Source organism: Candidatus Methylomirabilota bacterium (assembly GCA_036005065.1).
Taxonomy (GTDB): domain Bacteria; phylum Methylomirabilota; class Methylomirabilia; order Rokubacteriales; family DASRDR01; genus DASYQW01.
Map to the genome: position 1 here is coordinate 36684 of DASYQW010000175.1, position 25154 is coordinate 61837.

Below are 25154 nucleotides of genomic sequence, written 5' to 3' on the forward strand. Positions count from 1 at the left end.
GGGCATCTACTCGAGCCCTGGTGCCGAGAGGTGGTGCGCGACGAGGGCCACGAGCTCCTCGGTCTTGAACGGCTTGACGACGTACTCGGTCGCCCCCAGCTCACGGGCCCGGTCGATGTCGGGCTTGAAGGACTTCGCGGACATCGCGATCACCACGGTCCGGTTGAGCTCGGGGTCCGAGCGGATCCGCTGCAAGACCTCGAAGCCATGCATGTGCCCCATCATCATGTCGGAGATGATGACCGAGGGCTTGTGCCGGGCGGCGAGGGTGACGCCCTCGTCGCCGTCGAGCGCCGTGTAGACGGTGAACCCCTGCTCCTCGAAGAGAAAGGCCAGGAACGCGACCAGGCTCGCGTCGTTGTCGATGATGAGGATCGACTTGGCCACGTCGGTCGTCCGTTCAGCGGGTGCGCGGGGGCTGGCGGAGGTCGATGCTCCGCAGGCGGTCCAGGTCCGCGCGGAGCCGGTCGATCTCGACCTGGCGCGAGGCCAGCTCGCGGTGGAGGCGCTCGATCTCGCCCTGGGCCAGGAGGAGCCGGTCGAGGACCGCCCGCGTCGCCCGGGCGCGGGCCGTGGCCGGATCGGCGACATGGGCCCGGAGGAGCTCGTCGTAGAGGCTCACCGCCCCGCGGTACTGGCCGGCCACCAGCTGGTCGTCGGCCCGCGCCAGAAGCGCCGACGCGGCGGGGGAGGAGGCCGGCGGGCCGGAGGCGGCGGCGCACCCCCACGCGAGCAGCCAGACGGCGATCAACGGAACCCGAGTGTTCATGGGTGTCCCGGCCCCTCCCCCGGCACGCTGCTGGCGGCGTGCCGGGGGAGCATGACGGTGAAGCGGCAGCCCTTGCCTTCCTCCGACTCCACGCCGACCCGTCCGCCGTGCGCTTCGACCACGCCCCGGACGATGGCGAGGCCGAGCCCGGTGCCCCCGCGGCCGGAGTGAGCCTGCCGGTACCGGTCGAAGACGAATGGCAGCGCGTCGGCCGGGATGCCGACCCCGGTATCCTCCACCTCGAGCCGCATCTCGGGTCCGGCGTCCTGAAGCCGCACGGCGACCGTGCCGCCGGTCGGGGTGAAGCGGATCGCGTTGGCCATGAGATTGACGAGGACCTCGACGATCCGGTCCTCGTCCCCGAACAGCTCGAACGGGCCCGGTCCACTGTCGTGGATCAGGGCGACCCCGCGTTCCCGGGCCTGGATGCGCAGCTCCTTCACCGCGTGCCGGACGGTCCGCTCCAGGTCGAACGGACGGCGGTCGAGCGGAAGCATCCCCGCATTCAGCCGGGAGAGATCCAGCACCTGGCTCACGAGCCGGAGCAGGCGGTCCGCGCTCCCGTGGATGATGGCGAGGAGCTTCTCCTGCTTCGCCGTGAGTGGCCCGGGGCCGCCCTGCTGGAGGAGGTGGGCCGCTTCCCGGGCCGAGGTCAGCGGCGACCGGAGCTCGTGTGACATGGTCGCGTAGAACTGTTCCTTGAGGGCGTCGACCTCGCGGAGCCGGGCGGCCATGCTGTTGAAGGACCGGGCCAGGGCGCCGATCTCGTCACCCGTCTCGACGGGCACCGGCTCCCCGAACGAGCCCTCGGCCAGGGCGGTGGTGGCGGCGGCCAGGCGGCGGAGTGAGCGCGTCATGCGCACGGCGATGGCCGCCGTGCCGAGGAGCGCGACGAGGACGGCCACGATGAGCGCAACGACCACGGCCGTCCAGGTGTGCTCGCGAAACCGGGTCACGTCGCTCTGCACCTGGCCCAGGGCGAGGGTGGCCTGGAGCTGGCCTTCGTTGAGGGCCGCCTGCGTCAGGTCCATGAGGCGGTCGAGCGCGGCGATCACGCGGTCGGCCGCCTGCCCGGCCTCGGACTCGAGCACCCGCGTCGCCCGAGGCAGGTTGCCTCGCGCGCGGAGCTCGTGACCCCTGGCCACGGCCGCGCGATACCGTCCGAACGCCTGCACCGCTTCGTGCCACTGGGCTCGCTCGGGCTCGGTGGCCAGGAGGCTTCCCAGCAATTCGAGTCCCTTCTGGATGCGGAGCGCTTCGAGGCTCGAGACCTCCGCGTACTCGCGGTCCCCGAAGATCAGATGCCGCATCTCCAGGCGGTGCGCCTGGCCGACCCGCTCGCGCAGCGACGCCTCGAGGCGCAGGGCATCGGCCCCGCGGATCGCAATCTGCCGGTCGGCGGCGATCAGCCGGGCCACCTCGGTGAGGGTCCAGGCGGCCACTCCTACCAGGATCAGGATGACCAGGGAGTTGGCCAGGAAGATCTTGAGGGCGAGCCGCATGGCGTCCAATACCCTAGCACGACTGGCCGGCGGCCGGCAGGGCTAGGTCATTCCGGGGGGCTCTCGCTCGGTGGTCGTGACGGCGGTACCGCCGGCCGGGTGCCCGGAAGCACGGGTGAAGCTCCTAGGCTCCCGGTCTCGGCGGTGCCGGGAGGCCTTGACGAGCCCGTTCCATTTTGTAGTGCAGCCGGAGCACCGCGAGACCGAGAAATCGGACCATGTGTTCGGTACGCAGGGTTCCTTCCCGATCGACGTAGACATGGAAGGATTCGCGCAAGGTACGGATATAGCGCACCTTCCAATGATCGGCGTCCACCTCGACCATCCGGTAGAAGCCGGGCTCGCCGAAGCGCGATCCCGACGAGATCAGCTTGAAGGAGCCGTCGGGCTGGGCCTCCGGCCGCAGGAAGACGGTCGCGCTCCCCAGGGGCAACGGGAAACTGACTTTGACACACGGGTCCGGGAAGGCGGCCGGCCGTTCCGTGGAATAGAGGCCCGTGTAGATGACCCGATCGGCCGCCACGAGCCGCCGGAGCCAGCCGGTGTAGACCCATCGCCCAGACGCATCGAACATGGGGAGCACGCTGCTCGTCATCCCCCCGGCCAGCTCGAGGGACGACACCGGGAAGTTCAGTTGATCCATGCGCCGGCTGACGAACTCGGTCAGTGCCCACAGGAAGAACCGGGTCAAGAGGCCCGCCTCGCTCCAGGCCTCCAGGTGGTAACAGGAAGTATGCTCGTAGAAGTCGCGGATGGCCGGGCGGACGGAGGCGGGATCGAAGCTGCTTCCCTTCAGGGCATCGAAATCGGTCAGCAGCCCCGCGGCGGGCGACCGCCGGACCTGAAGGTGCTCTCGGTGGGCGAGGTGCTCGTAGAACTCCGCGCCGATGCGCCCGCGCGGCCCCATCGGGCATTGCAACCAGGGCGCCGCATGCTTCGACACGCGCCGGCCCGTCAGCCGGACCCACAGGCGGATGCCGGCCGCGGCCAGAGCGCCGACGACGTCACCGAGCCTCGACCAAACCATGCGTTGTCCTGACGCAGACCCGCGGCGGTGCCGGAGCCCCGAGACTCGTGAACGGACCGTCTACTTCATCGAGGCGCAGAGCTCGGCGAACTGGTCCAGATGAAGGATGTCGCGTGACGCGAGGACCTGGAACTCGGGGCCGACCTGCCGCAGATCATCGTCGGGACTCCGGAGAAAGCCGACGAGCATCTGACCTGGCTTCGGCTGGTCGTCGACCTTCACGATGTGGCGGTAGTCACCCCGCAGCCGGGCGAGTTGGCGAAGGCTACACATGATGAAGAACGACCCGCCTACCGAGGAGCCGCGTGAGTTGACCTCGATCTCGACCACCGAAGATCTCGGTCGTCGCTCGACTTCTCTCACGACGACGTCCATTTTCGCATTGACCAGCCACTTGGAGTCCGCCTGGAAGAGTTCAGCGGCCGCGGCGGCAGCGCTGAACGTGAGAATCGCGAGTCCAGCGGCGATGGATCCGTGAATGTCTCGTCTCATACCGAGTCCAACGATGGGGGTCAGCGACCGGAGTGCGAGGACCGCGAGCCTCCAGTCCGCTGGCGCGCGCGCTTAGTGCGGCTGGATCAAAGCTCGGTAGACTGTCCCGCCGGATGTGCCCGGAGGGCACGTTCGGCGAGTCGATCGAGCTTCCCAGCCTTCGCGTCAGCCTCTAGCTGCCGGTCCCATGCCTCGGCATCGAGCTGCGCGAACCACTCTCGAAACCTGGTTAGCTCCTCGGAGGATAGCGCCAGGATCTGTTCCTCGAGGTTTTCGATCTTTCCCATTCCCCCCTCCTTGTCCGGTCACTATAGCACCTTCGAGATCGGTGTCGGCTAACGCGCGCGGTAAGCGGCGAGCGAAACGTGTCCGCCCGAGCGCGGGGTTAGCTGCCAAACAGCAGCGCTTCATTCTCGGCACGCCTCTTTGCCTTCGGATCTTGCTTGGACTCGACCGTTCTAAGCCACTCGACGTACGGCCGTGGGAGAGCATGCTCGGTCGCCCCGGCAACTACAAGAGCCTTGTACCAATGGTAGGGACGCAGGGCAGGTTCCTTAGCTGTGGCGACATACGCGAGCGCCTCGCGGTTAGCGCCAGAGGTGAAGACAGTGACTCTCGCTTCGCGATAGCCCTTTCCGAGGCCCTCGGCGTCGTCGAGCGCCGGCTTCTCAGCGGACACAATCTCGAATAGCGCGCCGTAGACACGATCAGTAGGGTTCGCCGTGGGCTCGATGTCACATTTCCCCGATCCGTCGGAGCTCACCTTATCGAACGTGAGACGCCGACCGGTCGTATAGCCAACTCCGACAGCAATCGCAGAAGGGGTCCGCGACAGCAGCCGTCGGGAGAGCATGTTCGAGCCGTAGGCGAAGTAGAGGAACTTCTCGTTCGTTCTGCCGGTCATCGCCCCCTCGGCAGCTAACGAGCGCCGTTCAGCTGCGGGCGCGGGAGCCGCCCGGCTGCTGCGACGGCTCGGGGTGCTCACGCCCAAGGTGAGCCCAGAGGGCCTGCCGCCAGGCGTTCTCGTTCACGGTGAGGGCGCTTGGCTCTTTGTCGGCAAGCACCACGAAAAGCGACGCGAAGGCATCCCAGTACTTAGGCTCCCCGTACCTTCCTTTGACCGGCCGACCGGGCTTCTCCTCCGCATACTCTTCTGCCCGCCGATTGCTCTTGCGTAGGTTGCATTTGTTACAGGCAGTCGCGAAGTTCTCCTCTCCGTGTCCTCCGCCTTCTGAGTACGCCTCGATGTGATCAGGATGACCAGGGAGTTGGCCAGGAAGATCTCGAGGGCAAGCCGCATGGCCTCCAATACCGTAGCACGACTGGCGGCGACTTCCGCGACGGGCGTGAGACGGGGTGTTGCAGCCGCCCGGCCGGTACCCTATGCTGCCGGCATGGCGACCCATGAGGTGCAGAACCAGCCCCCGCCGCTCGTCGACGTCAACCTGTTCACCACTGACCGGGCGCTCGTCGAGGCCCTCCACCGGGAGGGCGCCGGCTGGGCGGCGGCGGCGCTCGAACGCTTCGGGCAGCGCGTGGGCTCTCAGGAGGTGCTCGACTGGAGCATTCAGGCCCACCGGCATCCGCCCGTCCTCCAGGCCTTCGACCGCTTCGGCCGGCGGCGGGACGAGGTGGAGTTCCACCCGGCCTGGCACGCGCTCCTGGGGCTCGGCGTCGCCCAGGGGCTCCACAGTGGCCCCTGGCGCGAGCCCCGGCCGGGCGCCCACGTGGCTCGGGCGGCGGCGATGATGTTGCTGAACGAAGTGGAGGCGGGCGTCGGCTGCCCCATCGGGATGACCTACGCGGCCGTTCCCGCCTTGCGCCGCCAGCCGGAGCTGGCGGCCGAGTGGGAACCCCGGATGCTCACCACGATCTACGACGCCCGTTGCCGGCCGGCGCCCGAGAAGGCGGGAGTGCTCCTCGGCATGGCGATGACGGAGAAGCAGGGCGGCTCGGACGTTCGCGCCAATACCACGCGCGCCGTCCCGGTGGCCGGTGGCGGGCCGGGGGCCGAGTACCGCCTGACGGGTCACAAGTGGTTCTGCTCGGCGCCGATGTGCGACGCCTTCCTGGTCCTGGCCCAGGCCCCGGGCGGACTCTCGTGCTTCCTGCTGCCGCGCTTCACGCCCGACGGCGAGAAGAATCGCTTCCACCTCCAGCGACTCAAGGACAAGCTCGGGAACCGGTCGAACGCCTCCAGCGAAGTCGAGTTCGACGGCGCCTGGGCACGCCTGGTCGGAGAAGAAGGGCGAGGAGTTCCGACGATCATCGAGATGGGCAACCTGACCCGGCTCGACTGCGCCCTCGGCTCGGCCGCCCTGGTCCGGCATGCCGTCGCCCAGGCGATTCACCACGCCGCGCACCGCTCGGCCTTCCAGCGACGCCTCGTGGATCAGCCGCTGATGCGGAACGTGCTCGCCGACCTCGGCGTGGAGTCGGAGGCGGCGACGGCGCTGGCGCTGCGGCTCGCCCGGGCGTATGACCGGCTGGCCGAACCCGAGGAGGCGGCCTTCCGGCGGCTGGCGACCCCCGTCGCGAAATACTGGGTCACCAAGCGCGCCCCGAGCGCCGTGGTCGAGGCGCTGGAGGTCCTCGGCGGAAACGGCTACGTCGAGGAATCGGCCCTGCCCCGGCTCTACCGCGAGGCGCCGCTCAACTCGATCTGGGAGGGCAGCGGGAACATCATGTGTCTCGACGTGCTCAGGGCGATGACGCGGCAGCCGGAGACGGTGGAGGCGGTGTGGGCCGAGGTACGACGGAGCCTCGGGGCCGACCGGCGCCTCGATGCCTACGCGGCCGTGCTGGAGCCCGAGCTGCGGGCCGCCCGGGCCGACGGTGAGGAGGCCGAGGCCGGGGCCCGCCGGCTCGTCGAGCGGCTCGCCCTGGCTCTGCAGGGCTCGCTCCTGGTGCGGCACGGCCACCCGGCGGTGGCGGACGCGTTCTGCGCCTCCCGGCTCGCGGGGGATTGGGGGCGCGCGTTCGGGACGCTGCCCGCCGGGGCCGACGCCAAGGCCATCATCGACCGCGCCCGGCCCTGATCGACGCGCGCCAGAGGACGTGAGGCCGCGCCGACCGGCGGCCGGGGAGGCGAGCATGAGCGAGGATCTGAAGGAGACGACCAGGCGCACGGCGGCGATGCTCTTCCACTCGGTCAAGGGCGGCGTCGGCTACGAGCTGTGGCGGAAGTTCGACAAGGAGCTGGCCCGGGAGCTCTCCATGTTCTTCACCGGGAAGCTCTACAGCCGGGAGGTGCTCCCCCAGCGCCAGCGCGAGCTCTGTGCGGTGGCGGCCCTCACGGTGCTCGGCCGGGGGCCGGAGCTCCGAGCCCACCTCCACGCCGCCCTCAACGTCGGAGCGACGCGCCAGGAGGTGGCCGAGGTGATCTTCCAGATGGTCACCTACGGCGGGATGCCGGTGGTGGTCGACGGCCTGGTGGCGCTTCGCGAGGTGCTGATCGAGCGTGGGGAGTGGACCGACTAACAGCCGGAGGGGGCCTCGGCGGCCCCCCCGGGAGCGATGTCTCGACGGAGGGAATTCATGCCATACCGGATCAATCACATCCACCTCAAGGCGCCCGATCCGCGGAAGACCGCGGAGTGGTACGTGCGCGCCCTCAACTTCAGGATCCTCAGCGACGAGACGCGCGTCTTCGGCGACCGTTTCATCCGCTGCGCCAGCGAGGACGGTGGCATGTTCGTCAACATCTCGGGCGCGCGGACCGGTGAGCACCTCGGCCCGGGGGACGCCACCCCGCACCACGGGCTCGAGCACTTCGGCTTCGATTCCACCGACATCGGGGCGGACATCCGGCGGCTGGAAGGCTTCGGGGCCAAGCTCCTCGAGGGGCCCATCCAGGTGCCGAATGGCCCGCTCATCGCATTCCTGCGGGCGCCCGACGACACGCGGATCGAGCTGATCCAGCCGGTCAAGCAGGCCGGCGGCGCGTGCTAGGTCATTTCGGGGTGGTCTCGGAAGACCCCCCCGATGCTCGGGGGTCGGCGCCGGGTTACTCGGACACACTGCCAGCCGGGCCCGGCGCCGTGAGGAGAGGACCATGACACATCGCATCGCGGTGATCCCCGGCGACGGGATCGGCAAGGAGGTCGTGCCCGAGGGGATCGGCGTCCTCGAGGCGGCCGCCCGCCGGTTCGGCTTCGAGCTCAGCTGGACGCACTTCGACTGGAGCTGTGAGCGCTACGCCAAGACCGGCCGGATGATGCCCGAGGACGGGCTGGACCAGCTCCGGGGCGTCGAGGCGATCTTCCTCGGCGCCGTCGGCTTCCCCGGCGTGCCCGACCACATCTCGCTGTGGGGCCTCCTGATTCCGATCCGGCGGACCTTCCGCCAGTACGTCAACCTGCGGCCGGTGCGGCTCCTGAAAGGAGTCCGCTCGCCGCTGGCCGGCCGCACGCCGCGCGACATCGACATGGTCATCGTGCGCGAGAACAACGAGGGGGAGTACTCCGAGATCGGGGGGCGACTCTATCGTGGCACGGAGGAGGAGCTGGCCGTACAGCAGTCGATCTTCACCCGCAAGGGGTGCGATCGCGTGATGCGCTACGCCTTCGAGCTGGCCCGGACCCGGCCGGCTCGCCACCTGACCTCGGCCACCAAGTCCAACGGCATCATCCACAGCATGCCGTACTGGGACGAGCGCTTCGCCGCCATGGGGCGCGAGTACGCGGACGTCCGAACCGACCAGTATCACATCGACATCCTGGCCGCCCACTTCGTTCAGCACCCGGACTGGTTCGACGTGGTGGTGGCGTCGAATCTCTTCGGGGACATCCTCTCCGATCTCGGCCCGGCGATCGCCGGCTCCATCGGGCTGGCGCCGGGCGGCAACATCAACCCGGAGAAGCAGTACCCCTCGATGTTCGAGCCGGTACACGGCTCGGCGCCGGACATCGCCGGCCGCGGCATCGCGAACCCGATCGCGCAGATCTGGACGGGCGCCATGATGCTGGAGCACCTGGGGCACCCCGACGCCGCCCGCGCCGTCGTGCAGGCGATCGAGCAGGTGGTGGCGGACGGGAAGGTCGTGACGCGCGACCTGGGTGGCAAGGCCTCGACGACCGAGGTGGGGCAGGCGATCGCGGCCCTCCTGTAAGGCGGGCCCAACCGACTTCGTCACGCGACCCGCGGAAGGTCCCGCTCGTCCGGAACCTCTCGCGGGGAGCCGCCATGCCCGAGTTGCCGGACGTCACCGTCTACATCGAGGCTCTCGCGCCGCGGATCGTCGGCCGGCGGCTCGAGCGGGTCCGCCTGGTGAGCCCGTTCGTCCTCCGCTCCGTCGATCCGCCCTGGTCGGCGCTCGTCGGGCAGACGGTGCGCGGCCTCCGCCGACTCGGCAAGCGCATCGCCATCGGCTTCCAGGACGAGCTCTTCCTGATCCTCCACCTGATGATCGCCGGGCGCCTCCACTGGAAGCCGGCCGCCGCGAAGGTGCCGGCCAGGATCGGTCTGGCCGCCTTCGACTTTTCCTCGGGCACCCTCCTCCTCACGGAGGCGGGCTCGACGCGGCGGGCGGCCCTCTACGTCGTGCGTGGAGAGCCCGGGCTCCGAGAACACGACCCCGGGGGCCTCGAGGCGCTCGAGGCGGACCTTCCTGCCTTCCGGGCCGCGCTCACGCGCGAGAGCCACACGCTCAAGCGCGTGCTCACCGACCCCCGGCTCTTCAGCGGAATCGGCAATGCCTACTCGGACGAGATCCTTCACCGGGCGAAGCTCTCGCCCGTGCGCCTGACCCGGCAGCTCACCGAGGCCGAGATCGCACGGCTGTTCCAGGCCACGCGGTCCACGCTCACCGAGTGGACCGAGCGCCTGCGGCGCGAGGCCGGGCAGGGCTTTCCCGAGCACGTCACGGCATTCCACCCGGCGATGGCCGTCCATGGCCGCTACGGCCAGCCGTGGCCGAACTGCGGGCCGCCCGTGCAGCGGATCGTCTATGCCGAGAACGAGACCAATTACTGCGCGCGCTGTCAGACCGGCGGCCGGCTCCTCGCCGACCGCGCCCTCTCGCGCCTCCTCAAGCAGGACTGGCCGCGAACCCTCGAGGAGCAGGATGAGCTGCGCGGGGGCGGGCCGTCGGGCGCGGCCTCCCCAACGCGTCGGAGCTAAAGCAGGGCCTGGAGGATTGCCCGCGCCTCGTCGCGCCCGAGCGGACGAGGAAGCATGGCCACCCGCTCCCAACGCGTGTGCTCGAGCACGGTCTCGACATCGGGGGCACCGAGACCGAGCGCGCGCAAGCGCGTGTCGAGACCGCAGCGCTCCATGAGGTCGGCGAGGCGGGCGACGCCGTCGTCCAGGTGGGAGACTCCCAGGGCGCGCCAGAGCGCCGGGAGCTTTTCGGGAATTGCGGGGGCGGTCCACCGGAGGAACGACGGGAGTGTGATCGCGACGGCCTGGCCGTGGCTCACGTCCCAGAAGAGCGTGAGGGGGCTTCCGACGGCGTGACAGACGTTGGGGCGGCTGTGAGTGTACGCGACGCCGGAGACCGTGGCGGCCAGGGCGCAGGCCGACCGGGCGTCCGCGTCGCCGCCGTTGCACGACGATTCGAGGTTCTCGGCGAGCATCCGGATGGCCGTCAGGGCCAGCGCGTCGGAGACCGGCGCCGCCTCCCGCGACCAGTAGGACTCGATGGCGCTGGTGAGCGCATCCAGGCCGGTCACGGCCGCCAGGCGCCGCGGCATCGCCATGGCGAGGTCGGGGTCGACGATGGCCGCTCGCGGGAACAGCAAGGTGCTCGCGTGATGTATGGAGCGCTTCCCTGCCATGTCCCAGAGCGTCGCGAACGGCGTGACTTCACTGCTGCTCCCGGACGTCGTCGGCACCGTGACCACGGGGAGTCCCGGCTGCCCGATCGTCGCCAGCCGCGCCGCCAGATCCCGCGCCGTCCCCGGGTGGATCGCCAGGAGCGCCACGAGCTTGGCGACGTCCAGGGCGCTGCCCCCGCCGATCCCGACGATCACCTCGGCCGCGCCGCGCCGACAGGCGTCGACTGCGGTATCGACGACGCCGGGCGCCGGGAAGGGCGGGACCGCGTCGAACAGGGTGATCCGCCGCGGGCCGACGGCTTCGAGCACCCGGTCGAGCACACCCCGGGCCCGCAGGCTCTGCCGGCCCGTCACCAAGAAGACGCGCGCGCCGGGTTCCCCCGCGTCGTCGATGACGGAAGGCAGCCGCGAGAGTGCGCCGACCCCGAAAACGATCCGGGTCGGGTGAAACCACGTGAAGGGCGCCCACGATGGCGGCATCGGCTCGGGCTCTGCGTCCAGCGCCCTATGATGGGGCCGGCCGCCGTGGAGATCAACCGGGGTCCGTGAGAAAGAGCCGGTGCCCCGATGCCCCGCCGACCCGGGCGGACGGGCAAGGGCTCCGTGGTGACCGGCAAGACCCTTGACAGGGTCGCCCGGGACTTCTTACACTCCGGCCCAGGTTGACCCAACCGCTTCACGTGGGACGGGAGGTGAGCGCGATGACCTGGGAGACCCCGGCCTTCGAAGAAGTGAAGATGGACGCGGAGATCAACTCGTATCAGGACGACTTCGACCGGGACGATCTCGACGGCTCCTAACCGCCAAGCGCGCATCGAGAGACGGCCCTTCTGATCGGCCCCGGGCCGACGGGAAGGGCTGCGCCGTCTCCGGGGGTCGATCGTGCTGATCCGAGTGCTGGGCTCGGCCGCCGGGGGCGGTTTTCCGCAGTGGAACTGCGGGTGCGGCAACTGCCGGGGAGTCCGCGACGGGGCGATCCGGGCGAGGCCCCGCACCCAGGAGTCGGTGGCCCTGAGCGCGGATGGCCGGACCTGGTTTCTCCTCAACGTGTCTCCCGAGGTCCGGACTCAGATCGAGAGCTTCCCGCCGCTCCACCCTCGCGGGCCGCGCCACTCACCGATCGCGGGCATCGTCCTCACCAACGGGGATCTCGACCACTGCCTGGGGCTGCTGTCCCTCCGGGAGTCGCATCCGCTCGTGATCTACGCCACCGAGGCCGTGCGGCGTGGCTTCACGGAAGGGAATGTGCTCTACCGCACGCTCGAGCGGTTCCCGTCCTCAACCGGTACTACTACCAGACACGTATTCCCATCAAGGATGCCATCATCCTGTCCCGGTCCGAGGATCCGGCCTTCCGCCGGATGTGGATCCATCGCATCCGCGATCACGACGGCGACGGGCCGGGCGAGGGAGGTCTCGAGCTCTGGCTGCGACTGGCCGAGGGCGTGGGGCTCGATCGCGACGAGGTGGCGAGTTGCCGCTCGGTGCTCCCCGGGGTGCGGTTCGCCTGTGACGGCTACGTGGAGCTGGTCAGCCGGCGGAGTCTGGTCGAGGCGGTGGCCGCGTCGCTCACCGAGTTCTTCGCTCCCGACCTGATGCAAAAGCGCGTGCTGGCCTGGGAGCGGCACTACCCGTGGGTCAGCCAGGACATGCTGGAGTATTTCCGCTCGCGGGTGCCGCGAGCCCGGCGCGACGCCGAGGAAGCGATCGACTTCGTCGTGCGCCAGGCCACGACCTACGAGCTGCAGGCCCGGTGCGTGGCGGCATTGATCCGCAAGACGGAGATCCTCGGGCACCTCCTCGACTGCCTCTACGCGGCGTACGTCGAGCCGGGCTGGGGGCCGGCCGGGGGCGTGGCGTGACGTCGGCCGACACGCGTCCCCGGCTGGCCCCCAAGGCGCGGCTCCGCTTCGACCGGAAGTCGGGCCAGTACATGCTGCTCTACCCGGAGCGGGGACTCGTCCTGAACGCGACGGCGAGCGACATTCTCCAGCTCTGTACCGGCGAGCACACCGTGGAGGCCATCGTCGATCATCTGGCGGCGAAGTACGGGACGGAACCTCGAGAGGTCGTCGAGCGCCAGGTGCGGGAGTTTCTCGCGTCGATGGCCGCCCGGGGGCTCGTGCGCGACGCGCGATGACCGATCACTATCGGCCCTACACCCTGGTCGCCGAGCTGACCTACAGGTGTCCGCTGCGCTGCGTCTACTGCTCGAACCCGCTCGACTGGCCGCGCCACGCCGAGGAACTGGACACGGCCACCTGGCTCCGCGTCTTCGCCGAAGCCGAGGAGCTCGGCGTCGTCCAGCTCAACCTCACCGGTGGCGAGCCGCTCGTCCGGGAGGACCTCGAGACGATGATCGCCCGCGCCCGAGGCCTCGACCTCTACACCAATCTCATCACCAGCGGCATCCCGCTCACTCGCGAGCGCCTGCGCGCGTTCCGGGAGCTCGGGCTCGACGCCGTGCAGCTCTCGATCCAGGACGTCGCCGGCGCACCGTCGGATCGAATCGCCGGGCTCCGATCCTTCGACCGCAAGCTCGAGGTCGCCGCCTGGGTGAAGGAGCTCGGCTTTCCGCTCACGCTCAACACGGTCCTGCACCGGGCGAACCTCGACCGCATCGCCGACGTCGTCGCGCTCGCCGAGCGGCTCGGCGCCGATCGGCTGGAGCTGGCCAACACGCAGTACGTGGGCTGGGCGCTGGTCAACCGGCGGGCGCTGCTGCCCACGCGGGAGCAGCTCGCGCGGGTCCGGGCGGTTGCCGCCGAGGCGCGGCGACGGCTCCGCGGGCGAATGGAAGTCCTGTTCGTCACCGCGGACTACTACGCGGAATTCCCCAAGGCCTGCATGGAGGGCTGGGGGCGGCGGTTCATGGTGGTGAGCCCGGGCGGGCTCGTGCTGCCCTGCCACGCCGCCCACACGCTGCCCGGCCTCACCTTCGACGACATCCGCGCCCGAGCGCTCGGGGAGATCTGGCGGGACTCCCCGGCGCTCGATGCGTTTCGGGGCGAGGCCTGGATGCCGGAGCCCTGCCGGAGCTGCGAGCGACGCGGAATCGACTTCGGCGGTTGCCGCTGCCAGGCCTTCCACCTCACCGGCGGGGCCGCGGCGACGGATCCCGCGTGCTCGCTGTCACCCGACCATGGCCTCATCGAGACCGCCCGCCGGGAGTCCGAGGCGGTCGAGGGAGACGTCCCCCTCGTGTACCGGGCCGCCCGGGCGCCGGCGCGGACGTGAAGCGTCGAACTGAAGGCTCGACGGCACCCGCGATGAGGATCCGCTGGGGGCTGAGCGTCCCGAACCGGGGCGTCGTGATCGGCGCCGCCGACCCGAAGGACCTCGTGGCCATGTGCGAGCTGGCCGACCGCTCGGAGCTCTTCGACGCCGTGTTCACGGGTGACAACCTCATCTCGAAGCCCCGCCTCGACGCCATCGTCTTCCTGTCGCTGGTGGCCGGCCGGACACGCCGGGTGACGCTCGGCACCGCCTGCATGGCGAGCTTCATCTTTCGCCACCCCATCGTGCTCGCGAACCAGTGGGCGGCCCTGGACCTGCTGAGTGAGGGCCGCACGCTCCTGGTGGCCTGCCTCGGCGGCGGGCCGAGCACGAAGACGGGGCATCGCTCCCCGAGCGGGGCGCGCTGGGAGGTCGAATTCGCGGCGATGGGCACGACCACCGCCGAGCGGGTGGGCCGGATGGTGGAGGGCATCCAGATCCTGCGCGCCCTGTGGACGGGGGAAGCCGTGTCGCACCACGGCCGCTTTTACCGGTTCGACGACGTCCGGCTCAATGTCACCCCGGTCCAGCGCCCCTGTCCCATCGCCATCGCCTCGAATCCGCAGGCGCCCTACGCCGACGAGGCGACCATCGAGCGGGCGCTCAAGCGCGTCGGCGAAGTGGGCGACGGCTGGCAGGTGGAGATGAGCACCCCCGACGAGTTCGGGGCGCGCTGGCAGCGCATCCTCGCCCACGCGGCTGCGGCCGGGCGCCATCCGCTCCCGGCGACGTCGATGATCCATTTCTACGTGAACGTCCAGGACCGGAGCCAGGCCGCCTTCGACGAGGCCCGGCGGTTCTACGAGGCGTACCACCTGGGCAGCTTCCCCGAGGAGTATCTCCGGTGGCGCCTGGTGACGGGGACGCCGACCGAGGTGACCGAGCGCATCGCCCGCTTCCTCGACGCGGGATGCACTCTCCCGATCCTGCGCTTCGCGAGCTGGGACCCGATGGGGCAGATGCGCCGGGCGATGGAGACGGTCCTGCCCGCCCTGCGGGAGCACGTTCCGGCAACGCGGCCCTGAGGAGGTTTCCGACGGCGCCGCGCGCGCCCGCCGGCACTCCGCTCCGAGCGGCGGCTTTGCCGCCGCAACGATCTTGGGGGAGGCCTCGGAGGGGGTGTTCCGACACCCCCTCCGATTGAACTCAGCAGTCGTCGGATCGCCCCAGCTCGAGCTTCTCGTAGTCGGTCCCGACCCGCCGGTAATAGCCGGGACCCTGCGGGCCGTTCTCGTTCCAGTCCGTGCTCGGGTCCAGCAGGAAGTTCTGGCCCGTGCTGCGCGAGTAGGCGTACTGGGTTCCCAGCTCCTTCTGGTAGCCGCGGAGGTCGCCGCCGGCGCCGCACCCCGCGCGCGGCGAGCTGCCGGGGTTGGGCTTGGGACGGGCCGAGCCGGAGCCGGTCGACACGAGCTGGGTGACGCACCGAATCGAGACCACGACGCCGGCGGCCGTCCGGATCTTGGTCTTCCACTGCGCTTTCGCCGCGATCGCGAAGTAGACGGACTCGACGTATGACGCCGGGTTCGGTCCGGGGTAGATCCTGTAGAAGACGAATCCCGCGTGCCGGGCCGACTCGAAGCGCCGCAAGGCGAAGTAGCCCAGGAAGGGCTCGGGCGCCCCGGTGTAGCGCAGGCCGCTGGCGTCGCCCATCTGAAGGGCCAGGAGCTGGTTGGTGAGGAAGCGGATCGAGGCTTCCGGATCGCCGTAGAGGTCGCCGTAGAAGGGCTGCTGGGCTCGGTTGATGGCGACGACGCCCCAGCCGGCGTACATCGTTCGATCGGCGCTGAGTGCCTCCGCGGTCGAGCCCTGCGGATTCGTGGTGAAGGCCCAGTCCGCCGGCGCGAAGGCGCTGCAATGCCGGGTCTGCTTCACCGTCAGGGGAACCCCACCGGTCCGGGGCGTCCGCTCCTGAGCGGGCGCGGCGGGGAGGGGTGCGGCCAGGAGAGTGATCACGGCCAGGACCGACCCGAAGCCGGATTGCCAGCTGTTCATGCGAGACCTCTTTCCGAGCGCGGCGGGGAAGCCGAGAGTCACGGGAGCACGAGCTTGCCTTGCTCGATGATCCGCCGCCCGTTCGCCGCCACGGTGGCGTCGGTGAGGAAGAGCCACTGGTGGTAGCTGGAGCGGTTCCGTCCGCCCGACTCCGCGTTGTCGCCGAGGCTCAAGCGGACGATGCCCGCCCCGTAGCCGTAGTAGGGGACGTACGGGATCCCGGGCCGCATCGTGAGCTTGGGGTTCGCGCCGACATTGAACTCGCCGATCCGGTCCTTGTCGCCGGTCTCGGTGCTCCAGGCCGCCTCGACGTAGGCCTGGTGGTGCTCGCTCGCGATCCGCGTGATCCGATCGGCGCGAAACTCGACACGCAGGCTGCCGACCTGGCGGCCGGCGAACGTCTCCGAGGGGGTGATCAAGACCCCTTCGGCATCCGAGACGTCGATGGTCCGGATCGCCCCGCAGGGAAGCTCCACCTCACGGTCGCGGGCGCTGCCGGGCCGCGCGTACCCGTCGATGAAGGCCCGGGAGGCGTCCCCGTTTCCCACGTGGAAGTGGGGGTCCCGCAGCTCGAAGCGGAGGCGGGTCCCCCGGGGATCCGTGATCTCGACCGTCTGGTTCCGCAGGGCTTCGATGAGGCGCTTCTGGTGGTCAGTGAGCGCGGCGTAGTCGATGTAGAGCGCCGCGTCGTAGGTCTCGGAGAGGATGCGGAAGAGGCCGGTGTCCATGGTGGCCGCGTCCATGATCCAGTGGAAGTGGATCGAGCGGCCCCGCCACCTCTCGAGAATCTCTTCCGTCTGCCCCACGTTGTAGGCCCAGGTGGTCGGGAGCCAGATATAGATGTCGGCGAGGTCGAAGAGCCCGGCCACGGCCCGGTCCTCGAGCGCCTTGAGCGCGGGATCCTCGCGCCGCCGGAGCTGGCGGCGGACCTGCTCGAGCCCGGGGGGGTGCAGCATCACGGTGGCCAGCTCGACCGCGCCCGCCCGGTTGACCTCGATGCGCACCGCCTCGGTCAGGGCGGGGAAGTAGGTAGGGTCGGCGTGGATGAGCACCCGCTCGCCGGGCGCGGTCCGGAGCGCCTGGTGCACGATGAGCCTGGCCATCCGCGGCCAATCGGTCTGGAAATCGTAGGGCACCGGCATGCGTCACCTCTCTGTGCGGGCCAGCCGGGGGTCCAGGGCATCGCGGAGCCCCTCGCCGAGGAAGTTGAAGGCCAGGACGATGAGGACGAGCCCGGCCCCGGGGAACACCGTGAGATGGGGCGCGGTGCGGATGTACTCGAGGCCCTCGCTGATCATCGAGCCCCAGGAGGGCGTCGGCGGCTGGAGGCCGATCCCGAGGAACGACAGGACAGATTCGGCGACGATGACCTGGCCGACGCGGAGGCTCGATTGGACGAGGATGCTGTTGGCCACGTTCGGGACGAGGTGGACCCCGAGGACCCGCGTGGGGCGAGCTCCCAGCGCATGGGCGGCTTCCACGAACTCGAGCGCCCGGAGCCCCAGCACTTCGCTCCGGACCAGGCGCGCCAGCTCCGGCCAGCCCACCAGCATGAGCGCCACCAGGATGTTCAGGAGGCTCGGGCCGAGGAGCGCCACGGTGAGGATGGCGAACAGCAGCGGCGGGAAGGCCAGCGTCACGTCGGCCATCCGGAGCGCGAGGAGGTCCAGCCAGCCACCCCGGTAGCCGGCCACGAGGCCGAGGCCGGCCCCGATGACGATCTCCATGGCGACCACCGCGACCCCGACCGCGAGCGAGACGCGGGTGCCCCACATCATGCGGGAGAGGACGTCCCGCCCGAGCACGTCGGTCCCGAGCCAGTGGGCTCCGGAAGGGGCGCGGTTCGACTGGAGGAGATCCTGCTCGCTCGGGCTGTACGGCGCGAGCCACGGGGCCAGCCCGGCGACCGCGGCGAGAGCCAGGATCACCAGGCTCGAGACGAGGAGCTTGCCACGTAGCCGGCCGAGACCGGCCTGGATCCGGCTGCGTCCGGGCGCGGCGGTCCTCGCCAGGACCCACTCACTCATAGCGGACCCGGGGATTCAAGACCGAGTAGGTGAGGTCGACGGCGAGGTTGATGAGCAGGAACAGGAAGACCATGACCAGGGTGATGCCCTGGATCACGGGGTAATCGCGCTGGAAGATGGCGGTGACGCCCAACCGACCGAGGCCCGGCACGTTGAAGATGGTCTCCACGATGAACGATCCCGACAGGAGGAAGCCGAAGGACGTGCCTACCAGCGTGACGACGGGGACCAGGGCGTTCCGGAGGGCGTGGCGCAGGATCACCGTCCGCTCGGGGCACCCCTTGGCGCGGGCCGTCCGGACGTAGTCACGTCCGAGGGTCTCCAGCAGCGAGGAGCGGGTGAGGCGGCAGATCGTGGCGACCCCGTGGGCCGAGAGGACGACCGCCGGGAGGAGGTAGTGCTCCCACCGGCCCCAGCCGGCGACCGGCAGCACGTGCAGGGTGAGGGCGAAGACGAGGATCCCCACCGGCCCCAGCACGAAGCGCGGGACTGACACACCGAGCAGGGCCACCAGCAGGCTCAGGCTGTCGACCCAGGTCCAGCGCCACACGGCGCCGCAGACGCCGAGCCCCACGCCGAAGACGACCGCGATGGCCAGCGCGACGGCGGCGAGCTTGACGGTCGTCGCCAGCCCCTCGGCGAGGATGGCCGTCACCGGCCGGCCGAAGCGGAAGAACGAGATGCCCAGATCCCCGCGCAGGGCCTGCCGAAGCCAGTAGAGGTACTGCACCGGGATCGGCTCGTCGAACCCGAACTCGGCCCGAATCCGATCCACGATCTCGGGGTTGCTCTGCTGCTCGGCCAGGATCAGCGCGACGGGATCGCCCGGGGCCAGGCGGCCGAGGACGAAGATGACGAGCGACGCCGCCAGCAGGACGGGGACGGTGAGACCGAGCCGCAGGCAGACGTACCGGAGCAAGCGCTCAACCAGGATTGCGGGCCGCGGCCGAGAACCGGGCAGCCCTAGGACGCAGGCCGGCGCCCACCGGAGGCGTACGCCTTTGTACGTCGAGGATGGGCGCCGGCTGAAGACGACGGGCTGCGACGGTTATCGGCCACGGCCCTAGCGCTCGACGGAGACGCGGCTCACCGGCAGATAGCCGGGCCCCGTGGGCGTGAACTCGAGCCCCGTCACATACGGTTTCACCAGGAAGCTGTAGGTGTCGTTGTAAAAGGGCAGGACGGCGACGTCGTCGATGGTGAGCTTCTCCGCCTCCAGGTAGAGCCGCTGGCGCTCCTCCGTGTTTACCGTCTGGTCGGCCCGGTCGAGGAGGGCGTCCACCTGGGGGCTCGCGTAGTTGAATCGGTTCCGGGGCCCCCGGGAGTGGATCAGGTCGCCGAAGAAATACTGCGGGCTCAGATACTCGGCCGTCCAGGCATGGAGGAAGAAGGCCGTCACATTGCGGGCGTTGAGGTCCTTGATGTACTTGCCGAACTCGACGCTCCGGACCTGGACGGCGATGCCCAGACTCTTCTGCAGCATGTTGGCGACCGCCTCGGAGGCCCTCACGTAGACCGTCTGAGGCCGCGTGACCAGCTCGAGGGACGGGAAACCCTTGCCGTCCGGGAACCCGGCCTCGGCCAGGAGCTTCCGGGCCCGGTCGGGCTCGTAGCCGGGACCCCTGAGGGCTGAGGTGTCGATCGTGTAGACGGAGGGTGGGACGATGCTCCGTCCCGGCTCCACGGTTCCCTGCAGGATGACCTGGGCGATGAGCTTCCGGTCGAAGGCGAGGGCCAGCGCCTGGCGCACTCGCCGATCACGGAACACCGGCTGGACCGCGTAGTTGAGGCCGAAGACCACCGAGCGGGCCCGGGGCTTCACCAGAAGCTCCCGGGCGAGCGCGGGGTCCTTGCGGATCCGCTCCAGCGCGCTGACGGGCGGCTCGATCAGGTCGAGCTCACCGTTCTCGTACTGGGCCAGCCGCGTGTTCTCGTCCGGGACCACGCAGAGCTCGAGGCGGCTGATCCGGGGCTTCCCCTGGTAGTAGTCCGGAAACGCCTCCATCAGCCACTGGTAGTTGGTCCGCCCGCCCTTGAACACGAACGGCCCGGTCCCGACCAGGTTCTTCTCGGTGATCTTGCCACCGGCGGCCTCGGTCGCCTCGCGGTTCACGATGGCGAGGCGGGCGCTCTGGGCATGCTTGACGAACAGGGGGTTGGGCCGCGTGAACTCGATCCGGACGCGGGCACGGTCCAGCACCGTGATGCCGGTGACGTCCCTGGCCTTCCCGTCGCGGAACTCCTGGGCGCCGGCGATGGGGAGGAGATACGAGGCGGCCGGCGCCTTGAGCTCCGGCTTGAGCGCCCGCTCGTAGGAGTACTTGACGTCCTCCGCGGTGAGCTCGCGGCCGTTGTGAAACTTCACCCCGCGCCGGAGGCCGAACGTGAAGACCTTGCCGTCCGGCGAGACCTCCCAGCGCTCGGCCAGCGCCGCGACGTCCCGGCCCTGGGCGTCGGCGGCCAGGAGGCTGTCGTAGACGTGGCTCACGATCGTGTCGGCCGGGAGGCTCGTGCCGACCGGCGGGTCGAAGGCGTCGGGATCGCCGAAGATCGCGACGCGCAGCACGCCGGGCAGCGCCGCCGCCGTCGAGGCGAGGCCGGACGAGCCGAGGGCCGCGAGCAGGACGAGGATCGTCGTGAAGGGCCGTCGCCCCATGGCTTCCTCCTCGTGTGATCCGGTCAGATCGGGCGCCCGGTGGCGAGCGCCGCCTTGAAGGTGTCAGGGAGCGCCCGCGCCGGGCCCTCGAGCGTGAGGCCGGCCGCGTTGACCACGCGGCTCATGAAGTTCCGGTAGGCGGCCACCAGGATGATGTCCAGGATCTGGGTCTCGTCGAAGCCGGCCCGGCGCAGGTCCTCGACATCGTCGGCGGTGACCCGGTCCGAGGCCTCGGTCACCTTGACGGCGAAGTCGAGCATCGCCACATCGGCCGGCTCGAGGCCGGCCTGCCGGTAGTCGCGGGCGATTTCCACGACGCGGGCATGATCGGCGCCGAGGGCCTGGCGCAGGAACTCGCCGTGGGTGACCGCGCAGAACGAGCAGCGGGTGAGGGCGGACAGGACCAGCGCCAGAAGCTCCTCGCGGACCCGTCCCAGCGTGGTCCCGCCGAAGAAGACGGTCTTCTTGAAGGCGAGGTAGGCCTCGAGGGCGTCCGGACGCAGGCTCCACATCCGGGTGACCGGCGAGACGGTGCCCCACTGGGTGCGATCTGTCTCGTAGATCGCCTTCAGGTGGCCCTCGGCCTCCTCGGGGCCGACCATCCGGATGTACGCCATGGTGGGCCTCCTGTTAGCATCCGCCCCTCGCGCGTGTCAAGGCCGGGCCTAGAGCACCCTTTCGGGGCACGCGTCAGGCCATGCGGGAGGCGCGGCAAGTCGGCAGTCGCGGGAGGACCGGAGGCTGCGCCCAGGGACCTACCGGCCAGCGAGGCGGGCGACGATGGGGGCGAAGACGCCCGCGTCGGGCTCGAAGATGACGTAGTAGGAGAGGCCCCAGCGCTCCCGGCGCGCCTGGAGATCCTCGACCAGTTGGTCCACGGTCCCGATCAGCACGTAGGGACTCTCGAGGATCTCCTCGGGGCTCAGCTGCGTCCAGCGGCTCGCCAGCTCCCCGGCGGCCTGACGGCGATCGTCCGTCACCACGACCCGCTGGACGAGCGCGTTCAGCTCGAGCCGCTCATAACGGTCGCCGGCGGCCTCTCGCACGAGCTGTACCCGCTCGTCGACGCTCGCCGTCCGCCATCCGGAAAGGTCCGGCTCGGCGCCGCCGCGCCGAAAGGTGATGCCCGACAGGCCGACGATGTCGGCTTCCTTGGCGGCGAGGGTGAGAAGCCGCCGGCCGTTGCCGCCGATGAGGATGGGCGGGTGAGGTCGTTGGACGGGGAGGGGGTAGATCCGGTGGCCGGTCACTCGGTAGTGCCGGCCGACGAAGGTGACCGGCTCACCCTCGAACAGGCCCTTGACGATGGCCACCGCTTCCGTCAGCCGCTCGATCCGAGTGCCGCCCGAATCGAAGCGCAACCCCGTCTGATCGTACTCGGACTGCATGTGCCCGGCGCCCAGGCCGAGCTGGAGCCGGCCGTCGGTCAAGAGGTCCACCGTCGCGGCCTCACGCGCCACCAGCACGGGGTGGCGGAAGTCGTTGTTGAGCACGTTCGTGCCGACCCGCAAATGCTTCGTGGCGCCGGCGGCGGCGATCAGTGCCGGCATCGGAGCGAAAAGGTCGGTGAGGTGATCGGGGACGGTCAGCACGGCGTACCCGAGGTCCTCGAGCCTCCGGGCCTTGTCCGCCCATTCGGCTCGCGATCCCGCGCGCCAGACACTCACGCCGAATCGGAAGGGCTTCAGCCCGGCCATGACGCGGAACGGCGGCAGCGCGGCGCTATCTCGCCGTCATGCCGCCGTCGATCACCAGCTCGCTGCCCGTCACGAAGCTCGACTCGTCGGAGGCCAGGTAGAGGATCCCCCAGGCGACGTCTTCCGGCACCGCCAGGCGGCCGAGAGGCGTGAGCGCGATCCGCTCGTCGCGGACGCCGGGCTGGGCGTGGAGCTCGGCCGTCATGGGCGTCTCGACGAACCCGGGGTGGACGGCGTTCACCCGGATGCCTTCCGGCGCGTACTGGACGGCGGCGGCCTTCGTGAAGGCCCGGGCCGCGCCCTTCGAGCTGTGGTAGGCGGTCCCGAACCGGCTCCCGACCAGGCTGTAGATCGAGACGACGTTGATCACGGAGCCCCCACCGGTCTTCCGCATGGCAGGGATGGCGTGCTTGGTGCCCAGGAAGACCCCCTTGGCGTTGACGTCGAAGAGAAGGCCCCAGCCTTCCTCGGTCGTGTGCTCGACCACGGGCCGGCCGCCCGGCCCGCCCCGCCCGGCGTTGTTGACGAGCACGTCGAGCCGGCCGTAGCGTGTGATCACCTCGCGGATCGCCTCGACCCACTCGGCCTCGCGCGTGACGTCGAGGTGCCGAAACACCACCTGCCCGCCGGCCGCGGCCAGCTCGCCGGCCAGGGCTTGCCCTCCCGCGTCGTTGACGTCCGCGATCACGACGCCGGCCGCGCCTTCCGTGGCGAACCGCCGGCACGTCGCCGCTCCGATCCCCGATGCCCCGCCGGTGACCAAGGCCACCTTGCCCGCGAGCCGCGTGCCCATCAGGCGCCCTCCCCGGCCCGGGGGCCGTAATCGCGCCGCCAGAGCTCGACGTACTCGCGGGCGTTCTTCCGGATGTCCTCGAGCTCCTCGGGCGACATCTGCCGGACGGGCTTGGCCGGCACTCCCATCACGAGCCAGCCCGCCGGCACGATCTTGCCGGGCGGCACCAGCGCTCCGGCCCCGACCTGCGCCCCTTCCTCCACCACCGCGCCGTTGAGGACGACGGCCCCGATCCCGATCCGGACGTGGTCCTTGATCGTGCACCCGTGGACGACCGCGCAGTGGCCGATGGTGACGCCGGCCCCGACGATGCACGGGTACTGCGGCGTGACGTGGAGGACGGCGCCGTCCTGGACGTTCGAGTTCTTCCCCAGCCTCACGTAGTTGTCCTGGTCGCCGCGGAGGATCGCGCCGGGCCAGACGCTGGCGCCGGCTTCGATGGTGACGTCGCCGATCACCTGGGCGGCGAGGTCGACCCAGGCGTCCGGATCGACGCGCGGCGTGCGGCCCGGGACTTCGCGGATCATGCTCTCACCTCCGTCACTGGGCGTCCACGCCTGGCGGACATTCCTGTCTGGGATCGCCGGATCATCTGGGATCGACTGACCAAGGGCGCCGCGGGCGAGCGCGAATCGTCAGCGCGTACGCCTCGGTCGGGGCTCAAACGAGAACGACCCCGTCGTAACTCGCGGCCGGCGCGATCGCGCTCCTCCGCGGTGACGGCGTGCCTTCCGTGGTCCGACCCTTGCACCTTCGGCTTGGGATTGCTTAGGAGGAACCCATGAACCAAATGAGATGCGCGACTCGATCGCTTCGCGGGCCGTTGGCGAGCGCGGTGTTCGCCATCGCCCTCCTGGCCCCGATGACGCCCGTCTGGGCTCACGGGGGAGACCCGAGCCTCGTCCACAGCTGCGTCCAGAACACGCAAGCCCGGCTTCGGATCGTCGGCCCCAACGACCAGTGCCAGGCGAGCGAGCAGGCGCTCGACTGGGGCATCACGGGCCCCCGCGGTCCGGCCGGCCCCGCCGGTCCGGCTGGCCCGACTGGACCTCAGGGCCCCGCCGGGCCTCAGGGCCCTCCCGGCCCTCCGGCATCCGCGTTCTTCCAGGTGGTCGATGCGAACGGGACGGCGCTTGGACCCGTGGTCGGCGTGGAGAGCCTGACGCCCGTGGTCGGCTTCAAGACTGACCAGCTCGTCTTCACCCTCCGGCTGAGCGGCGGCACGCTCGTCGGCTACGACTTCGTCTTCTTCGAGACGGTGGACTGCTCGGCGTCCGGCTACGTACGCCGGGGAATGGGCGGGCTGCCGACGGCGGGGGTCGATCACCGGGGCCGGGTCTACGTCGATAACGGCCAGGCCTTGCGCATGATCACGTCGCGCTCGTTCGACAACGGCGCCGGTTGCACGCCCTTCGTCTTCTCGACTCTGGTGGCCCCCACCGCGGTGCCGCTGGATCTGGGCCTGCAGTTCACCACGCCGTTCCGGGTGCAATAGCCGCTCAGGGGCGTCCCATCTGACGGGCCACGGCGCAGCTCAGCTCGCTGGCCGGATCCTCGATCCGCGTCACGGATGTTCGCCACGACCGTATCCGAGGCGCTGCGGGGCGTCAAGGGCGAGAGCTCGACTCGCCCGTCAGATCTGTCTCCAGAGGAACTCTGCCTTCGCCATCCGTCGCAGGATGGTCGCCACCTGGCGCTGATAGGCGGGGCTCGCCGCCCCGGGATGCCAGGTCTTGGGCTGGGGGAGGCTGGCCGCGAGCCGCGCCGCGTCCTGCTCGCCGAGGTCGGCCGCGGGCTTTGCGAAGTACCGCTGGCTGGCCGCGCCGACCCCGTAGATTCCCGGGCCGAACTCCACCACGTTGAGGTAGAGCTCGAGGATACGCCGCTTGCCGAGGGCGCGCTCGAGCTGCCAGGTCAGGAGCGCCTCCTTGAGCTTCCGGAGGGGGTTGCGCGACGGCGAGAGCCACAGGTTCTTGGCGAGCTGCTGCGTGATGGTGGAGGCGCCCCGGGGGGCCTCCAGGTCTTCGACGGCCCGCTCCAGCGCGATCTTGACCTCCGAGAGCTCGAAGCCGCCGTGGGAGAAGAAGTTGATGTCCTCCGCCACCAGCACCGCCCGCTTGAGATGCGGCGAGATGCTGGCGTAGGGC

Annotated in this window: 29 protein-coding genes and 1 pseudogene; 12 read left to right on the forward strand and 18 right to left on the reverse strand. The window is 70.2% G+C overall.

What is annotated here, in order from left to right; translation table 11 throughout:
• Positions 1-6: 6 nt before the first annotated feature.
• From VGW35_12950 to VGW35_12980, 7 genes are all read right to left on the reverse strand, one after another.
• Positions 7-387, reverse strand: coding sequence for a response regulator (locus tag VGW35_12950; protein HEV8308563.1), 381 nt, complete (start codon positions 385-387; stop codon positions 7-9).
• Between the two features lie 13 nt (positions 388-400).
• A complete protein-coding gene (locus VGW35_12955; protein HEV8308564.1) occupies positions 401-769 on the reverse strand; it encodes a hypothetical protein in 369 nt (122 codons plus the stop codon).
• On the reverse strand, positions 766-2271 hold the full coding sequence (locus VGW35_12960; protein HEV8308565.1) for an ATP-binding protein: 1506 nt from the start codon (positions 2269-2271) through the stop codon (positions 766-768). The genes VGW35_12955 and VGW35_12960 overlap by 4 nt, the downstream gene beginning before the upstream one ends.
• Positions 2272-2395: 124 nt before the next feature.
• The gene (locus VGW35_12965; GenBank protein ID HEV8308566.1) at positions 2396-3298 is read right to left on the reverse strand and encodes a hypothetical protein; all 903 of its coding nucleotides are present in this window, start codon (positions 3296-3298) and stop codon (positions 2396-2398) included.
• 60 nt (positions 3299-3358) lie between these two features.
• The gene (locus VGW35_12970) at positions 3359-3790 is read right to left on the reverse strand and encodes a hypothetical protein (GenBank protein HEV8308567.1); all 432 of its coding nucleotides are present in this window, start codon (positions 3788-3790) and stop codon (positions 3359-3361) included.
• Between the two features lie 86 nt (positions 3791-3876).
• Positions 3877-4077, reverse strand: coding sequence for a hypothetical protein (locus VGW35_12975; GenBank protein ID HEV8308568.1), 201 nt, complete (start codon positions 4075-4077; stop codon positions 3877-3879).
• A 98-nt stretch (positions 4078-4175) separates the two neighbouring features.
• Entirely contained in the window at positions 4176-4694 is a 519-nt protein-coding gene (locus VGW35_12980; protein HEV8308569.1) for a gamma-glutamylcyclotransferase family protein, read from the reverse strand.
• Positions 4695-5184: 490 nt separating this feature from the next.
• Between VGW35_12980 and VGW35_12985 the strand changes: the two genes are divergently transcribed.
• From VGW35_12985 to VGW35_13005, 5 genes are all read left to right on the forward strand, one after another.
• Complete coding sequence (locus tag VGW35_12985; protein HEV8308570.1) at positions 5185-6828, forward strand: isovaleryl-CoA dehydrogenase; 1644 nt, start codon at positions 5185-5187, stop codon at positions 6826-6828.
• 55 nt (positions 6829-6883) lie between these two features.
• Positions 6884-7270 (forward strand): carboxymuconolactone decarboxylase family protein, encoded by a 387-nt coding sequence (locus tag VGW35_12990; protein HEV8308571.1) that lies wholly within the window; start codon positions 6884-6886, stop codon positions 7268-7270.
• A gap of 57 nt (positions 7271-7327) precedes the next feature.
• Positions 7328-7741 carry a VOC family protein gene (locus tag VGW35_12995; GenBank protein HEV8308572.1) on the forward strand — a complete coding sequence of 138 codons (414 nt, stop codon included), beginning with the start codon at positions 7328-7330 and terminating at the stop codon, positions 7739-7741.
• A 103-nt stretch (positions 7742-7844) separates the two neighbouring features.
• Positions 7845-8900 (forward strand): tartrate dehydrogenase, encoded by a 1056-nt coding sequence (locus VGW35_13000; protein ID HEV8308573.1) that lies wholly within the window; start codon positions 7845-7847, stop codon positions 8898-8900.
• Between the two features lie 74 nt (positions 8901-8974).
• The gene (locus tag VGW35_13005; protein HEV8308574.1) at positions 8975-9910 is read left to right on the forward strand and encodes a DNA-formamidopyrimidine glycosylase family protein; all 936 of its coding nucleotides are present in this window, start codon (positions 8975-8977) and stop codon (positions 9908-9910) included.
• Here VGW35_13005 and VGW35_13010 read toward each other — a convergent pair.
• Positions 9907-11046 carry an iron-containing alcohol dehydrogenase gene (locus VGW35_13010; protein ID HEV8308575.1) on the reverse strand — a complete coding sequence of 380 codons (1140 nt, stop codon included), beginning with the start codon at positions 11044-11046 and terminating at the stop codon, positions 9907-9909. The two genes, VGW35_13005 and VGW35_13010, sit on opposite strands and share 4 nt — an antisense overlap.
• 221 nt (positions 11047-11267) lie before the next feature.
• On the opposite strand from VGW35_13010, the gene pqqA reads away from it, so the two are divergent.
• The 6 genes and pseudogenes from pqqA to VGW35_13040 all read left to right on the forward strand — a co-directional run bounded on the left by pqqA (position 11268) and on the right by VGW35_13040 (position 14867).
• Positions 11268-11366, forward strand: coding sequence for a pyrroloquinoline quinone precursor peptide PqqA (gene pqqA, locus VGW35_13015; protein ID HEV8308576.1), 99 nt, complete (start codon positions 11268-11270; stop codon positions 11364-11366).
• Between the two features lie 205 nt (positions 11367-11571).
• Positions 11572-11823 (forward strand): annotated as a pseudogene (locus tag VGW35_13020) (MBL fold metallo-hydrolase).
• A gap of 53 nt (positions 11824-11876) precedes the next feature.
• Positions 11877-12428: a pyrroloquinoline quinone biosynthesis protein C gene (locus VGW35_13025; protein HEV8308577.1), complete on the forward strand. Its 552-nt coding sequence runs from the start codon at positions 11877-11879 to the stop codon at positions 12426-12428.
• The gene (pqqD, locus tag VGW35_13030) at positions 12425-12706 is read left to right on the forward strand and encodes a pyrroloquinoline quinone biosynthesis peptide chaperone PqqD (protein ID HEV8308578.1); all 282 of its coding nucleotides are present in this window, start codon (positions 12425-12427) and stop codon (positions 12704-12706) included. The genes VGW35_13025 and pqqD overlap by 4 nt, the downstream gene beginning before the upstream one ends.
• Positions 12703-13803 carry a pyrroloquinoline quinone biosynthesis protein PqqE gene (gene pqqE, locus VGW35_13035; GenBank protein ID HEV8308579.1) on the forward strand — a complete coding sequence of 367 codons (1101 nt, stop codon included), beginning with the start codon at positions 12703-12705 and terminating at the stop codon, positions 13801-13803. The genes pqqD and pqqE overlap by 4 nt, the downstream gene beginning before the upstream one ends.
• A 32-nt stretch (positions 13804-13835) precedes the next feature.
• Positions 13836-14867, forward strand: a complete 1032-nt coding sequence (locus VGW35_13040) for an LLM class flavin-dependent oxidoreductase (protein ID HEV8308580.1) — start codon at positions 13836-13838, stop codon at positions 14865-14867.
• A 121-nt stretch (positions 14868-14988) separates the two neighbouring features.
• On the opposite strand, the gene VGW35_13045 is transcribed toward VGW35_13040, so the two are convergent.
• From VGW35_13045 to VGW35_13085, 9 genes are all read right to left on the reverse strand, one after another.
• The gene (locus VGW35_13045) at positions 14989-15834 is read right to left on the reverse strand and encodes a hypothetical protein (protein HEV8308581.1); all 846 of its coding nucleotides are present in this window, start codon (positions 15832-15834) and stop codon (positions 14989-14991) included.
• Positions 15835-15872: 38 nt separating this feature from the next.
• Entirely contained in the window at positions 15873-16976 is a 1104-nt protein-coding gene (locus tag VGW35_13050; protein HEV8308582.1) for a hypothetical protein, read from the reverse strand.
• Positions 16977-16979: 3 nt separating this feature from the next.
• Complete coding sequence (locus VGW35_13055) at positions 16980-17861, reverse strand: ABC transporter permease (protein ID HEV8308583.1); 882 nt, start codon at positions 17859-17861, stop codon at positions 16980-16982.
• Positions 17854-18780, reverse strand: coding sequence for an ABC transporter permease (locus VGW35_13060; protein ID HEV8308584.1), 927 nt, complete (start codon positions 18778-18780; stop codon positions 17854-17856). Before VGW35_13060 ends, VGW35_13055 begins: the two co-directional genes overlap by 8 nt.
• A 144-nt stretch (positions 18781-18924) precedes the next feature.
• A complete protein-coding gene (locus VGW35_13065) occupies positions 18925-20517 on the reverse strand; it encodes an ABC transporter substrate-binding protein (protein ID HEV8308585.1) in 1593 nt (530 codons plus the stop codon).
• 23 nt (positions 20518-20540) lie between these two features.
• A complete protein-coding gene (locus VGW35_13070) occupies positions 20541-21134 on the reverse strand; it encodes a peroxidase-related enzyme (protein HEV8308586.1) in 594 nt (197 codons plus the stop codon).
• Between the two features lie 138 nt (positions 21135-21272).
• Positions 21273-22184, reverse strand: coding sequence for an LLM class F420-dependent oxidoreductase (locus tag VGW35_13075; protein ID HEV8308587.1), 912 nt, complete (start codon positions 22182-22184; stop codon positions 21273-21275).
• 55 nt (positions 22185-22239) lie between these two features.
• Complete coding sequence (locus VGW35_13080; GenBank protein ID HEV8308588.1) at positions 22240-23007, reverse strand: glucose 1-dehydrogenase; 768 nt, start codon at positions 23005-23007, stop codon at positions 22240-22242.
• The gene (locus VGW35_13085; GenBank protein HEV8308589.1) at positions 23007-23534 is read right to left on the reverse strand and encodes a gamma carbonic anhydrase family protein; all 528 of its coding nucleotides are present in this window, start codon (positions 23532-23534) and stop codon (positions 23007-23009) included. Before VGW35_13085 ends, VGW35_13080 begins: the two co-directional genes overlap by 1 nt.
• A gap of 254 nt (positions 23535-23788) precedes the next feature.
• Here VGW35_13085 and VGW35_13090 point away from each other — a divergent pair, with 254 nt between their 5' ends.
• Positions 23789-24502 (forward strand): hypothetical protein, encoded by a 714-nt coding sequence (locus VGW35_13090; GenBank protein ID HEV8308590.1) that lies wholly within the window; start codon positions 23789-23791, stop codon positions 24500-24502.
• Between the two features lie 138 nt (positions 24503-24640).
• Here the strand turns inward: VGW35_13090 and mtgA are convergent.
• A partial coding sequence (gene mtgA, locus VGW35_13095; GenBank protein ID HEV8308591.1) for a monofunctional biosynthetic peptidoglycan transglycosylase occupies positions 24641-25154 on the reverse strand: 514 nt, incomplete at its 5' end.